The organism is Kitasatospora sp. Root107 (assembly GCF_001424875.1).
GTDB lineage: Bacteria > Actinomycetota > Actinomycetes > Streptomycetales > Streptomycetaceae > Kitasatospora.
In genome coordinates, this window is record NZ_LMCT01000072.1 from 459,324 (window position 1) to 473,487 (window position 14,164).

The 14,164-nt window shown below is 72.3% G+C and carries 5 protein-coding genes; all 5 read right to left on the bottom strand.

The features are described 5' to 3' along the window. Positions 1–79: 79 nt before the first annotated feature. Entirely contained in the window at positions 80–1,492 is a 1,413-nt protein-coding gene (locus tag ASC99_RS35585; RefSeq protein ID WP_057240065.1) for a family 2B encapsulin nanocompartment shell protein, read from the bottom strand. Positions 1,493–1,801: 309 nt separating this feature from the next. Further along, on the bottom strand, positions 1,802–2,863 hold the full coding sequence (locus ASC99_RS35590) for a branched-chain amino acid aminotransferase (protein ID WP_057239952.1): 1,062 nt from the start codon (positions 2,861–2,863) through the stop codon (positions 1,802–1,804). A 44-nt stretch (positions 2,864–2,907) separates the two neighbouring features. Further along, a complete protein-coding gene (locus ASC99_RS35595; RefSeq protein WP_057239954.1) occupies positions 2,908–3,291 on the bottom strand; it encodes a nuclear transport factor 2 family protein in 384 nt (127 codons plus the stop codon). Continuing rightward, a complete protein-coding gene (locus tag ASC99_RS35600; protein ID WP_057239956.1) occupies positions 3,288–13,520 on the bottom strand; it encodes a non-ribosomal peptide synthetase in 10,233 nt (3,410 codons plus the stop codon). Before ASC99_RS35600 ends, ASC99_RS35595 begins: the two co-directional genes overlap by 4 nt. Further along, a partial coding sequence (locus ASC99_RS35605) for a phosphopantetheine-binding protein (RefSeq protein ID WP_057239957.1) occupies positions 13,517–14,164 on the bottom strand: 648 nt, incomplete at its 5' end. The genes ASC99_RS35605 and ASC99_RS35600, both read right to left, overlap by 4 nt.

Genomic DNA, 14,164 nt, shown 5'->3' on the forward strand with positions numbered 1-14,164 from the left:
TGCCAAGCCTTTCGTGGGTCATGGCACCGGGCGGCCCGGCCACGCGGCCGGACCGCCCGATACCTGCTCAACCGATGGACTAGTCGCGTCCGTTGGCGATCTGGACGTTCTCCAGCACACCCAGCGCGTCCGGCACCAGGACGGCGGCGGAGTAGTAGGCGGTGACCAGGTAGGAGATGATCGCCTTCTCGTCGATGCCCATGAAGCGGACCGACAGGCTCGGCTGGTACTCGTCCGGGATACCGGTCTGGTGCAGGCCGATCACACCCTGGTTGTCCTCGCCGGTCCGCATCGCGATGATCGAGCTGGTCCGGTCCTTGCTGACCGGGATCTTGTTGCAGGGCAGGATCGGCACGCCGCGCCAGGACGGCACCTTGGAGCCGTGCAGGTCCACGTGGTCCGGGTACAGGCCACGGGAGTTGAACTCCCGACCGATGGCGGCGATGGTGCGCGGGTGGGCCAGCAGGAAGTCGGTGTCCCGGCGGCGGCTGAGCAGCTCGTCCAGGTCGTCCGGGGTGGGCGGGCCCGAGTGGGTCTGCAGGCGCTGCTTGAAGTCGGTGTTGTTCAGCAGGCCGAACTCGGGGTTGTTGATGAGCTCGTGTTCCTGGCGCTCGCGCAGCGCCTCGACGGTCAGCCGGAGCTGGTGCTCGGTCTGGTTCATCGGCTGGTTGTACAGGTCGGCGACCCGGGTGTGCACCCGGAGCACGGTCTGCGCGACGCTCAGCTCGTACTCGCGCGGCGCGGCGTCGTAGTCGACGAAGGTCCCGGGCAGCTGGACCTCGCCCCAGTGGCCGGCCGAGAGGGCGATCTCCGCCTCGCCCAGCTCGTTCTGCCGCTGCTGGGGGAGGGTCAGGAACTCCTGCACGTGCGCCTGGAGGGCGGGCGAGGCGTCCAGGATGGTCTGGAAGTCGGCGCGGGAGAGCGAGAGGACGGTGCCGTTGGTGACGGCCTTGACGGTGTAGTCCCACAGCGCGGTGTCGTCGGTCAGGCTCTGCTCGCCGAACCGGTCGCCGTCGGCCAGCACACCGAGCTGGGTGGGCGCGTCGTACGCGTCCAGACCGGCCCGGCTGACCTTGCCGTGGGCCAGCAGGTGCAGCTGGTCGATCGGCTCGCCGAGCTCGGCCAGCACCTCACCGGCTCGGAACTCGCGCTGGACGCACCGGCCGGCCAGCGCAAGCAGCACGTCCGGGTCGTCGAAGCCGCGCAGCAGCGCCAGCTCACCCAGCTCGGCCGGGATGACCCGGACCTCGGAGCCGGTCTTCACGAAGTCGATCCGGCCGTCGCCGACCGTGTACGTCAGGCGGCGGTTGACCCGGTAGGCCCCACCGGCGGTCTGCACCCAGGGAAGTACCTTGAGCAGCCAGCGGGAGGTGATCTCCTGCATCTGCGGGGCGGACTTGGTCGTGGTGGCGAGATTGCGCGCAGCGGCTGTGCCGAGGCTCAGCTGCTTCTCCTGGGCCTGGGTGCTCTCCAGGCTTGCGTCGACGGACATCTGCCGGGTCTCCTTCATATGGTCACAGCGACCGCCTGTCGTCCTGACAGGTCGTCAAATATGCGTGAAGAGACCGGGGTTGATGATGTCGGCAGCAGCGCCGACCCTTCTCCCCGGTCACTGACGACACTAGATCGTCAGGGTGTCCGGAAGCCCCGGACCGCCCGTCCGCTCGCCTGATCAGGTGAAGAATGTGCATGACGTGTGCAGTTCCGGAATTTTCTGCTCAAGGTGGTGTCCGAACTAAAACGGGTGGGCCGGGGCATGCCCCGGCCCACCCGTTTTCCCGGCCCACCCGTTTTCGGGTCGTCAGCGGGTGGGGTGCAGCCAGCCCTGGGGGTCGGCGGCGAGGCCGTGGTGCAGGTCGGTGAGGGCGGTGCGGAGGGAGCGGGTGACCGGGCCCGGGGCGCCGTTGCCGATGGTCCAGTCGCCGTCCCGGTCGCGGACCCGGCCGACCGGGGTGACCACGGCGGCGGTGCCGCAGGCGAAGACCTCCGAGATGGTGCCGTCGGCGCACTCGCGGCGCCACTGCTCCAGGGTGATCCGCTCCTCGCCGACCCGGTGCCCGAGCTGCTCGGCCAGGGTCAGGATGGTGTTACGGGTGACGCCGGGGAGCAGGGTGCCGGTGAGCTGAGGGGTGATCACCTGGGCGTCGGCGCCCTGGCCGCGGACCAGGAACATGTTCATCCCGCCCATCTCCTCCAGGTAGCGCCGCTCCACCGCGTCCAGCCAGACCACCTGCTGGCAGCCGGCCGCCTCCGCCTCGCGCTGGGCCAGGAAGGACGGGGCGTAGTTGCCCGCGATCTTCACGTTGCCGGTGCCGCCCGGGAAGGCCCGGACGTAGTCGTGGCTGACGAAGACCGAGACCGACTCGGTGTTCTCGCCGAAGAAGCCGCCCGCGACGAAGGCCATCAGCAGGAAGCGGTACGTGCGGGAGGGCCGCAGCATCAGCGAGGTGTCGGTGCCGAACATCATCGGCCGCAGGTAGATGCTGTGCGACGGGTCGTCGGAGAGGCTGCCCTGGTCGGCGTTGATCAGCTGGTCGATCACCGAGACGAAGACGTCCGCCGGGAGTTCCGGCATGGCCAGCCGGGCGCAGGAGCGCTGGAACCGCAGGGCGTGGTCGGCGGAGCGCCAGACGCCCATCGCGCCGTCGGCCCGGCGGTGCGCCTTGAGGCCCTCGAAGGCGACCTGGCCGTAGTGCAGGCCGATCATGCCGGGGTGGATGGAGAGGTTCTGAAGGGAGGTCAGCTCCGGGGTGGACCAGCCGTCCTGCTCGTTCCACTCCATGCTGATCATGTGCTCGGTGAAGGACTCGCCGTGGCCGGGGTTGGCGACGACCTGGGTGCTGGGCTCGAGGGTGGTGGTCATGGCGGGACTCTCCTTCTGAAGGGGGTGGACCTGGGGGTGGACGGTCAGACGAGCGGTGCGAAGAAGTAGGTGTCGCGGGTGGCGAACAGCCCGTCGGGGCGGACGGTGAAGCTGTCGGCGAAGCGTAGGTCGACCGGCTCGCCGGAGTGCAGCACGCCGTGGAACTCACCGAAGACGCCGACCGTCGGGCCGTCCGCGAGCACGGTGGTGAGGGTGTGGTTTCCCGCGCGGATGGTGCGGTCCCGCCCGTAGAAGCCGAGCAGACCCTCGGGGCCGGTCATCAGCCCGTAGCCGGGGCGGCGGTACTCGGCGTCCGGCGCGAACAGCGCGGCCAGGCCGGGGGCGTCGCCGCGGTCGACCAACTCGTAGAAGCGGCGGACCACCTGGACGGCGAAGGCGCTCTCGGTGGCGGGCGGGGCAGTGGTCATCGGGGGTCTCCAGGGTTGGGTCGGACAGGCCCTAGGGCGGCGGTCAGGGTCGGGCGGATCGCGGCGAGTGGTGCGGGCCCGGTCATCCAGGCGTGGGCGCAGTCGATCGGGTGCACGGTGAGCCCGCCGCCGACGTACGGCTGCCAGACGGTGGGTTCGGGGGCGTCGGCCGGGCGGCCGGCGGTGGCCAGGTAGAACAGCAACTCGCCGTCGAAGTAGCCCGGTTCGTGGTCGGCCAGCAGATTGAGGTTGCCCGCGAACACCCGGGGCAGGGCGGCCAGCAGTTCGGGTTCGAGCCCGGCCAGCGGGCCGTCGGCGTGCTGCACCGCCGCCCGGTACTCGGCCGGGGTCGGCCGGCCGTCGCGGTAGCCGTCCAGTGGGTAGCCGAGGGTGTTGAGCAGGGCGGCCAGCGTCTCGCCGTCCTCCGGGGACCAGTCCCGGAGTTGGGCCGGGATCGGCGGGTAGCCGTCCAGCATCGCCAGCAGCGCGACCTGCTCGCCCGCGGCTCGGAGCTGGACCGCCATCGAGTGGGCGACCGCGCCGCCGTACGACCAGCTGAGCAGCTGGTACGGACCGGTGGGCTGGACCTGGCGGATCTGCTCCAGGTAGTCCTTGGCCATCTCCACGATGCTCGCGGGCGCCGCCTCCGGGTCGGCGAAGGCCCGGGACTGGAGGCCGTAGACCGGCTGCTCCGGATCGAGCGTGCTGAGCAGGCCGGAGAACACCCAGCTCACCCCGGCGGCCGGGTGGACGCAGAACAGCGGGGTCCGCGAGCCGCGCGGCCGGAGCGGCAGCAGGACGGACAGTGAGTCCGACTCCTCGCCGGAGTCCAGGTGTTCGGCCAGTTCGGCCACGGTCGGCGCCTCGAACAGGGCCCGCAGGCTGAGCCGGGCGCCGAGGGCGGAGCGGATCCGGCTGACCAGGCGGGTGGCCAGCAGGGAGTGGCCGCCGAGGTCGAAGAAATTGTCGTCGATGCCCACCTCCGGCTGTCCGAGCACCTGGGCGAAGATCCCGCAGAGCGTCCGGTCCCGCTCGTCGCGCGGGCCCCGGCTCGCCTGTCGGGTCGGAAGGTCGGGGGCGGGCAGGGCGCGGCGGTCGAGCTTGCCGTTCGAGGTCAGCGGCAGCGCGTCCAGCTGGACGAAGGCGGCCGGGACCATGTAGTCGGGCAGCTGCTCGGCGGCGAAGGCCCGCAGCCCGGCCGGGTCGAGCGGGTCGAGCGGGTGAGCGGCGGTCAGGTAGGCGACCAGGCGCCGGCTGCCCGGCTGGTCCTCCCGGACGTCCAGGGCGACCTGCGCCACCTCCGGGTGCCGGGCCAACTGGGCCTCGATCTCGCCGAGTTCGATTCGCAGGCCGCGGATCTTGACCTGCTGGTCGGCCCGTCCGGCGAAGGCCAGCTGTCCGTCGGGGCGGCGGCGGACCAGGTCGCCGGTGCGGTACATCCGCTCGCCGGGCGTGCCGTACGGGTTGGCGGTGAAGCGCTCGGCGGTGAGACCGGGGCGGTTGAGGTAACCCCGGGTCAGGCCCGCCCCGGCGAGGTAGAGCTCGCCGGTGGCGCCGACCGGGACAGGTGCGAGGTGCTGGTCGAGTACGTAGACCCGGGTGTTGTGCACCGGCCCGCCGATCGGCGGCAGGGCGCCGGGGCTCGGCTCGGGACCGAGGTCGGCGGCGGTGGCCGCGACGGTGAACTCGGTCGGCCCGTACATGTTGACCATCCGGAACGGGACTCCCGGTGCGGGCCAGCGGCGCAGCGTGTCGCCGCCCAGGTAGAGCAGGCGCAGGGCACCGGGGGTGGCGGTCAGGTCGTCGAGCGAGGCCTCCAGGCGGGGGGTCGGCATGAAGCAGGCGGTGATCCCGGCCTCGGCCACCCAGCGGGTCAACGCCTCGGCGTCGTCCAGCAGCCGGGTGTCCGGCAGGACGGCGGTGCCACCGGCGGTCAGCACCGGCCAGAGCTCCATCACCGAGGCGTCGAACCCCGGGGTGGCGAGCTGGCTGGCGCGGTCGGCAGCGGTGACGCCGTACTCGCCGGTGATCCAGGCGCACAGGTCGGTCAGTCCGGCGTGTTCGCAGACCACGCCCTTGGGGCGGCCGGTGGAGCCGGAGGTGTAGATGACGTACGCGGCGTCCCCGGGCCGGATGGAGACGGCGGGTGCGGTGTCGGGTCGGTCGGGTCCGTCGGGGTGGCCGGGCAGGACGAGCGGTACGTCCGGCAGCCGGTCGGCCAGTTCGGGCCGGGTGACCACCAGGGTCAGGGCGGCGTCCTCGACCAGGAAGGCGAGCCGTTCGGTGGGGTAGGAGGCGTCCAGCGGGACGTACGCGGCGCCGGCCTTCAGGACCGCGAGCAGGGTGGTGATCAGCTCGGTGCCCCGGTCCAGGCAGACGCCGACCAGCGCGCCCGGCGTGACGCCCCGGTCGATCAGGTGATGGGCCAGGCGGTTGGCCCGGGTGTCGAGTTCGGCGTACGTGAGGCGCTCGGTGCCGTGCTCCAGGGCGGTCGCGGCCGGGGTGCGACGGGCGTGTTCGGCGATCAGCTCGGGAACCGGCAGGTCGGTGCCGGCCGGGACGGTGGTGTCGTTCCACTCCACCAGGGCGGTGTGCCGCTCGGCCTCGGTGAGCAGGTCGAGCCGGCTGACCGGCAGCTCCGGAGCGGCGAGCGCGGTCTCCAGGAGTCGGAGGAACTGGCCGAGCAGGCGGGTGACGGTGTCGTGGTCGAGCAGGTCGGTGGCGTAGTCGGCGTTCAGCCGCAATCCGGCCGGGGCACCGTCCAGCCGGGTCTCGGCGACGGCCAGCGTGAGGTCGAACTTTGCGGCGCCGGTACCGAGTGCCAGCGGGGTGGTGGTCAGCCCGTGGAAGGCCGCGCCGTGGCCCTCGCCGGGTGGCTGGGCGAGCAGCATGATCTGGAACAGCGGGTGTCTGGCCAGGCTGCGCGTCGGGTTGAGCTCCTCGACGATCCGCTCGAATGGGACGTCCTGGTTGGCGTACCCGGCGAGGTCGGACTCCCGTACCCGGCCGACCAGTTCACGGAAGGTCGGGTCGCCGGAGACGTCGGTGCGGAGCACCAGGGTGTTGACGAAGAAGCCGACCAGATCGTCGAGTGCTTCGTCGGTGCGGCCCGCCGTGGCCGAGCCGACCGGGATGTCCGTCCCCACGCCGAGGCGGCAGAGCAGGGCGCCGAGGGCGGCCTGGGCGACCATGTAGAGGGTGGCGTGCTGCTCGTGGGTGAAGGCGAGCAGCCGGGCGTGCAGCTCGGGGCTGCTGGTGACGGTGGCCGCTGCGCCGCGGAAGGACGGTTTGGCCGGGCGGGGGCGGTCCAGCGGCAGCGGTACCTCGTCCGGGAGGCCGGCCAGGGCCTCGCGCCAGTGGGCGAGTTGGCGGCTGAGTAGGCTCTCGGGGTCGTCGTCGGTGCCGAGCAGTTCGTGCTGCCAGAGGGTGTAGTCGGCGTACTGGACCGGCAGCGGCCGCCACTCGGGTGCGGTGCCGGTGCAGCGGGCCCGGTAGGCGGTGGCCAGGTCGCTGAGCAGCGGGCCGAGGGACCAGCCGTCGGTGGCGATGTGGTGCATCACCAGCAGCAACACATGCTCCTGCCCGGTGATCTGGAACAGGAAGGGCCGGATCGGCAGGTCGGTGGTCAGGTCGAAGACGTGGCCGCAGGCCTCCGCCAGTACGGCGTCCAGGGCAGGTTCGGCGCAGTCCGCGTAGGTCCAGTGTGGAGTGGCGCCGACGGGCAGCACCCGCTGCCGGGGCTCGCCGTCGATCTCGCCGTAGGTGGTGCGCAGTGCCTCGTGGCGGTCGAGCACGTCGGTCAGCGCGAGGCGGAGCGCCTCGGTGTCCAACTCGCCGGTCAGGCGCAGCGCGTAGGGCAGGTTGTAGGCCGGACCCGGTCCCTGGATCTGCTCGTGGAACCAGAGCCGGTGCTGTGCGTGCGACAGCGGGACGGCAGCGTCACGTTCGACCGGGCGGAGTGCGGGGCGGGTCTCGCCGGTCAGCCGGCCGGCCAGTTCGGCGATGCTGGGCGCCTCGAACACGGCCTGGATGGTGAGTTCGCCGCCCAGCGCGGTGCGGACCCGGCTGATCAGCCGGGTGACCAGCAGGGAGTGGCCGCCGAGGTCGAAGAAGCTGTCGTCGATGGTGACGGCCGGCTGTCCGAGCACCTCCGCGAAGATCGCGCAGAGCACCCGCTCCCGCTCGTCCCTGGGCTCGCGGCCGGTCTCGCCGGTAGGCAGTTCGGGGGCGGGAAGGGCCCGGCGGTCGAGCTTGCCGTTCGGGGTCAGCGGCAGCCGGTCGAGCTGGACGAAGGCGGACGGGACCATGTACTGCGGCAGCCACTGGGCGGAGTACCGGGCCAGCTCGGCCGGGTCGAGCTGCTGACCGGCGGTCAGATAGGCGACCAGGCGCCGGTCGCCGGGGCGGTCCTCGCGGACCAGCAGGGCGACCTGGGTGACGTCGGGGTGGCGGGTGAGCAGGGCCTCGATCTCGCCGAGTTCGATCCGCAGGCCGCGGATCTTGACCTGCTGGTCGGCCCGTCCGCCGAAGGCGAGTTGACCGTCGGGACGGAGCCGGACCAGGTCGCCGGTACGGTACATCCGATCGCCGGACGCTCCGTACGGGCAGGCGACGAACCGCTCGGCGGTCAGCCCGGGCCGGTTCAGGTAGCCCCGGGTCAGACCGGCCCCGGCGAGGTAGAGCTCGCCGACCGCGCCGACCGGGACGGGGGCGAGGTGGTCGTCCAGGACGTAGACGCGGGTGTTGGCGGCGGGCCGGCCGATCGGCGGCAGGGCGCCCGGGCTCGGCTCCGGGCCGAGGTCGGCGGCGGTGGTGGTGACGGTGAACTCGGTCGGTCCGTACTGGTTCGACATCCGGAACGGGACCCCGGGGGCGGGCCAGCGGCGGAGGGTGTCGCCACCGAGGTAGATCAGCCGCAGCGCACCCGGGTTGGCGGTCAGGTCGTCGAGGGCGGCCTCCATCCGGGGAGTCGGCATGTAGCAGGCGGTGATCCCGCTGTCGGCCACCCACTGGGTCAACGCCTCGGCGTCGTCCAGCAGATGAGGCGTCGGCAGACAGGCGGTGCCGCCCGCGCAGAGGATCGACCAGAGCTCCATCACCGAGGAGTCGAACCCCGGGGTGGCGAGCTGGCTGGAGCGGTCGGCGGCGGTCAGCCCGTACTCGTGAATCATCCAGTCGGCCAGATTGCTCAGACCGGCGTGCTCGCAGACCACGCCCTTGGGGCGGCCCGTGGAGCCGGAGGTGTAGATGACGTACGCGGCGTCCCTCGGCTGCACGGTCACCGGTGGTGCGGTGTCCGGGCCGTGCTGGCTGCCGAACAGGACGGCGGTGGTGCCGGGCAGCCGGTCGGCCAGCTCGGTCTGGGTGACCACCAGGGTCAGCGCGGCGTCCTCGACGATGAAGGCCAGCCGCTCGGCGGGGTAGGAGGCGTCCAGCGGGACGTACGCGGCACCGGCCTTGAGGATCGCCAGCAGGGTGACCACCTGGGCGGTGCCCCGGTCCAGGCAGACGCCGACCAGTGCACCGGGGGTGACGCCCCGGTCGATCAGATGGTGCGCCAACTGGTTGGCCTGGACGTCGAGTTCGGCATAACTGAGCCGGTCGGGACCGCATTCGAGGGCGGTGGCGGTCGGGGTCAGCCGGGCGTGCCGGGCGATCACCTCGTGCACCCGGCGGTCGGTCGGGAAGGCCACCGCGGTGTCGTTCCACTCCACCAGCACGGTGTGCCGCTCGGCCTCGGAGAGCAGGTCGAGGCCGCTGACGGGCCGGGTGGGGTCGTCGAGCGCGGCCTCCAGCAGCCGGAGGAACTGGCCGAGCAGCCGGGTGACGGTCGACTCATCGAGCAGCTCGGTGGCGTAGTCGGCGTTCAGTCGCAACCCGGCCGGGGCACCGTCCTCTCGGGTCTCGGCGACGGCCAGTGTGAGGTCGAACTTCACCGCGTCGGTGCCCACCGGGACTGGCTCGGCGGCCAGGCCGGTGAACTCGGGTCCCTGGCCCTCGCCGGGCGGCTGGGCGAGCAGCATGATCTGGAACAGCGGGTGTCTGGCCAGGCTGCGGGCGGGGTTGAGCTCCTCGACGATCCGCTCGAACGGGACGTCCTGGTGGGCGAAGGCGGCGAGGTCGGACTCCCTTACCCGGGCCACCAGTTCGCCGAAGCCGGGGTCACCGGAGACGTCGGTGCGCAGCACCAGGGTGTTGACGAAGAAGCCGACCAGGTCGTCCAGCGCTTCGTCGGTGCGGCCCGCCGTGGCGGACCCGAGCGGGATGTCGGTGCCCGCGCCGAGCCGGCTGAGCAGTGCGGCCAGCGCGGCTTGGGCGACCATGTAGAGGGTGGCGTGCTGCTCGCGGGTGAAGGCGAGCAGCCGGGCGTGCAGCTCGGGTGAGCTGGTCAGGGTGACCGCCGCGCCCTGGTGGGTGGGCTTGGCCGGCCGGGGGCGGTCCAGTGGGAGCGTGACCTCGTCCGGAAGTCCGGCCAGCGCCTCGCGCCAGTGGGCGAGTTGCTGGCTGAGCACGCTTTCGGGGTTGGTGTCGGTGCCGAGGAGTTCATGCTGCCAGCGGGTGTAGTCGGCGTACTGGACCGGCAGCGGCTGCCAGTCGGGTGCGGCGCCGTCCCGGCGGGCCCGGTAGGCGGTGGCCAGGTCCCGGGTGAAGGGGCCGAGCGACCAGCCGTCGGTGGCGATGTGATGGAGCACCAGCAGCAGGACGTGCTGCTCGTCGGCCAGTTGGAGCAGGTGCGGCCGGATCGGCAGGTCGGTGGCGAGGTCGAAGGGGACGTTGCAGGCGCGGGCCAGCTCGGCGCTCAGGTCAGGTTCGGCGCAGCGGCCGAAGGTCCAGGCGGGGCGCGCCGCCTCGGCCGGTACGATCCGCTGCCGGGGCTCGCCGTCGACCTCCTGGTAGGTGGTGCGCAGCGTCTCGTGCCGGGCGATCACATCGTCCAGGGCCAACTGCAGGGCCGGACCGTCCAGTTCGCCCTGGAGCCGGATCGCGTACGGGAAGTTGTACGCCGTGCTTTCGGCGCCCTGGGCCTGCTCGTAGAACCAGAGCCTGGCCTGGGCGGGGGAGAGCGGGATCGCGGCATCCCGGTCGGTGCGGCGCAGACCGGGACGCCGGCCGCCGTCGGTGACCAGCTGGTTGACCAGCTCGGCGATGGTGGGTGCCTCGAAGACGGCCTTGATGGTGAGCTCGGCGCTCATCACCGTGCGGACCCGGCTGATCAGACGGGTGACCAGCAGGGAGTGGCCGCCGAGATCGAAGAAGTTCTCGTCGATGCCGACCGTCTCCAGGCCGAGCAGGTCCGCGAAGATGCCGCAGAGCAGCTCCTCCCGGGCGTTCCGGGGGCCTCGTCCGGCCTGCCGTTCGGGGAGTTCGGGAGCGGGCAGGGCGCGCCGGTCGAGCTTGCCGTTCGGGGTCAGCGGCAGCGCGTCGAGCTGCACGAATACGGTCGGGACCATGTAGTCGGGCAGCCACTGGCCCGCGTGCCGGCGGAGCTCGGCCGGGTCGAGCGGCTGACTGCCGGTCAGGTAGGCGACCAGCTCCTTGCGGTCGCCGGGGCCCTGGTAGAGGTCCAGGGCGACCTGGGTGACGTCGGGGTGGCGGGTGAGCAGGGCCTCGATCTCGCCGAGTTCGATCCGCAGGCCGCGGATCTTGACCTGCTTGTCGGCCCGTCCGCCGAAGGCGAGCTGTCCGTCGGGGCGGCGGCGGACCAGGTCGCCGGTACGGTACATCCGCTCGCCGGGATCGCCGTAGGGGCAGGCGACGAACCGCTCGGCGGTCAGGCCGGGGCGGTTGAGGTAGCCCCGGGTCAGACCGGCCCCGGCCAGGTAGAGCTCGCCGGTGGCACCGGCCGGGACGGGGGCGAGGTGCTGGTCGAGCACGTACAGCCGGGTGTTGTCGTTCGGGCCGCCGATCGGCGGCAGGGCGCCCGGGGTGGGTTCGGGGCCGAGGTCGGCAGCGGTGGCGCCGACGGTGAACTCGGTCGGTCCGTACTGGTTGGAGAGGCGGAACTGCGAGTCCGGCGCGGGCCAGCGGCGCAGCGTGTCGCCGCCGACGTAGACCAGGCGCAGGGCCCCCGGGCTCGCCGTCAGGTCGTCAAGTGCGGCCTCCAGACGGGGAGTCGGCATGAAGCACACCGTGGTGCCGGAGTCGGCGACCCAGTGGGTGAGTGCCTCGGCGTCCTCCAGCAGACGGCTGTCGGGCAGGACGGCGGTGCCGCCGGCGGTCAGCACCGGCCAGAGCTCGACCACCGAGGAGTCGAAGCCCGGGGTGGAGAGCTGGCTCGCCCGGTCGGCGGCACCGAGGCCGAACTCCCGGACCATCCAGGCGCACAGGTCGGTCAGCCCGGCGTGTTCGCAGACCACGCCCTTGGGGCGGCCGGTGGAGCCGGAGGTGTAGATGACGTACGCGGCGTCCCCGGGCCGGATGGTGACGGCGGGCTCGGTGTCCGGACCGTCGGGCAGACTGTCGAGCAGGACCAGGGCGGCCGAGGTGGCGGGCAGCCGGTCGAGCAGGGCGGGCTCGGTGACCAGCAGGGGGAGTGCGGCGTCCTCGGCGATGAAGGCCAGGCGGTCGGCCGGGTAGGAGGCGTCCAGCGTGACGTACGCGGCGCCGGTCTTCAGGATGGCCAGCAGGGTGACGATCCGGTCGATGCCGCGCTCCAGGCAGAGCCCGACCAGGACTCCGGGTGCGGCACCCTGGGAGATCAGGTGGTGGGCCAACCGGTTGGCCCGGGTGTCGAGTTCGGCGTACGTGAGGCACTCGGCGCCGTGCTCCAAGGCGGTCGCCGTTGGGGTGCGGCGGGCGTGCTCGGCGATCAGTTCGGGCAGCGGACGGCCGTCCGGGAGCGGGACGGCGGTGTCGTTCCACTCCACCAGGAGGGTGTGCCGCTCGGCCTCGGAGAGCAGGTCGAGGCGGCTGACCGGCAGCTCGGGGGCGGCCAGCGCGGAGTCCAGCAGCCGGAGCAGCTGAGCAAGCAATCGGCGGACCGAGTCACCGTCCAGTACCTCGGTGGCGTAGTCGGCGTTGAGGCGCAGCCCGGCCGGCCGGCCCTCGCGGTGTGACTCGCCGACCGCCAGGGTGAGGTCGAACTTGACCGCGTCGGTGCCCACCGGCAGCGCAGTGGTGGTGAGTTCGGCGAAGTCCGGCCCTGCGCCGGTGCCCTCGCCCGCCTGCTGGGCGAGCAGCATGATCTGGAACAGTGGGTGTCTGGCCAGGCTGCGGGTCGGGTTGAGTTCCTCCACCAGGCGCTCGAACGGGACGTCCTGGTGGGCGAAGGCGGCGAGGTCGGACTCCCGTACCCGGCCGACCAGTTCGCCGAAGCCGGGGTCGCCGGAGACGTCGGTGCGCAGCACCAGGGTGTTGACGAAGAAGCCGACCAGGTCGTCGAGTGCTTCGTCGGTGCGGCCGGCCGTGGCGGAGCCGAGCGGGATGTCGGTGCCCGCGCCGAGCCGGGACATCAGGGTGGCCAGCGCCGCCTGCACCACCATGAAGACGGTGGCGTTCCGCTCCCGGGCGAAGGCGAGCAGCCGGGTGTGCAGCTCCGGTGTGCTGACGGCCGAGACGGCGGTGCCCTTGTGCGAGGGGACGGCCGGGCGGGGGCGGTCCAGCGGCAGCGGTACCTCGTCCGGGAGGCCGGCCAGGGCCTCGCGCCAGTGGGCGAGTTGCTGGCTGAGCAGGCTCTCGGGGTCCTCGTCGGTGCCGAGCAGTTCGTGCTGCCAGAGGGTGTAGTCGGCGTACTGGACCGGCAGTGGCTCCCAGTCGGGTGCGGTGCCGGTGCGGCGGGCCCGGTAGACGGTGGCCAGGTCGCGGACCAGCGGGCCGAGGGACCAGCCGTCGGTGGCGATGTGGTGCATCACCAGCAGCAACACGTGCTCGTGCTCGCCGAGTTGGAACAGGAAGGGCCGGATCGGCAGATCGGTGGTCAGGTCGAAGGCCAGGTTGCAGGCCGCGGCCAGTTCGGCAGTGAGGTTCTGCTCGGTGCAGGGGGTGACGGTCCAGACCGGGGCGACGTCCTCGATCGGCAGCACCCGCTGGTACGGCTGTCCGTCCGCCTCGCCGTAGGTGGTGCGCAGTGCCTCGTGGCGGTCGAGCACGTCGGTCAGCGCGAGGTGCAGTGCCTCGGTGTCCAACTCGCCGGTCAGGCGCAGCGCGTAGGGCAGGTTGTAAGCCGAGCTGGTGCCCGCGATCTGCTCGTAGAACCAGAGCCGGGTCTGCGCGTAGGAGAGCGGGATCACGAGGAGACCTCCTTGGTGCGGGCCCGCAGGGCCGGCCGGGCCCGGGTGGCGGTGGTCAGACGGCTGGTCAGATCGGCGACGGTGGGTGCCTCGAAGACGGCCTTGATGGTGAGTTCGGCGCTCATCACCGAGCGGACCCGGCTGATCAGGCGGGTGACCAGCAGCGAGTGGCCGCCGAGGTCGAAGAAGTTGTCGTCGATGCCGACGGTGTCCAGGCAGAGGATCTCGGCGTAGAGGCCGCAGAGCTTCTCCTCCCGCTCGTCGCGCGGGCCTCGGCCGACGGCTCGGGCGGTGTGGTCGGGGGCGGGCAGTGCGCGGCGGTCGAGCTTGCCGGTCGGGGTCATCGGCAGCGCGTCCAGCAGGACGACGGCCGAGGGGACCATGTACTCCGGGAGCCGCTCGGCGACGAAGGCGCGGACGGCGGCCGGGTCGACCGGGCGGTCCGTGACCACGTACGCGACCAGCCGCTTGTCACCGGGCTGGTCCTCGCGGACCACCACCGCCGACTGGCTGATGCCGGGGAACCTGCCGATGGCGGTGCGGACTTCGCCGGGTTCGACGCGGAAGCCGCGGATTTTGACCTGGTCGTCGGCGCGGCCGAGGAATTCGAGGGTGCCGTCGGGGAGCCAGCGGACGAGGTCGCC

Bases quoted from the DNA above. Each gene is read 5' to 3' on its own strand.
- ASC99_RS35585 (WP_057240065.1), bottom strand. From the start codon at position 1,492: ATGTCCGTCGACGCAAGCCTGGAGAGCACCCAGGCCCAGGAGAAGCAG.
- ASC99_RS35590 (WP_057239952.1), bottom strand. From the start codon at position 2,863: ATGACCACCACCCTCGAGCCCAGCACCCAGGTCGTCGCCAACCCCGGC.
- ASC99_RS35595 (WP_057239954.1), bottom strand. From the start codon at position 3,291: ATGACCACTGCCCCGCCCGCCACCGAGAGCGCCTTCGCCGTCCAGGTG.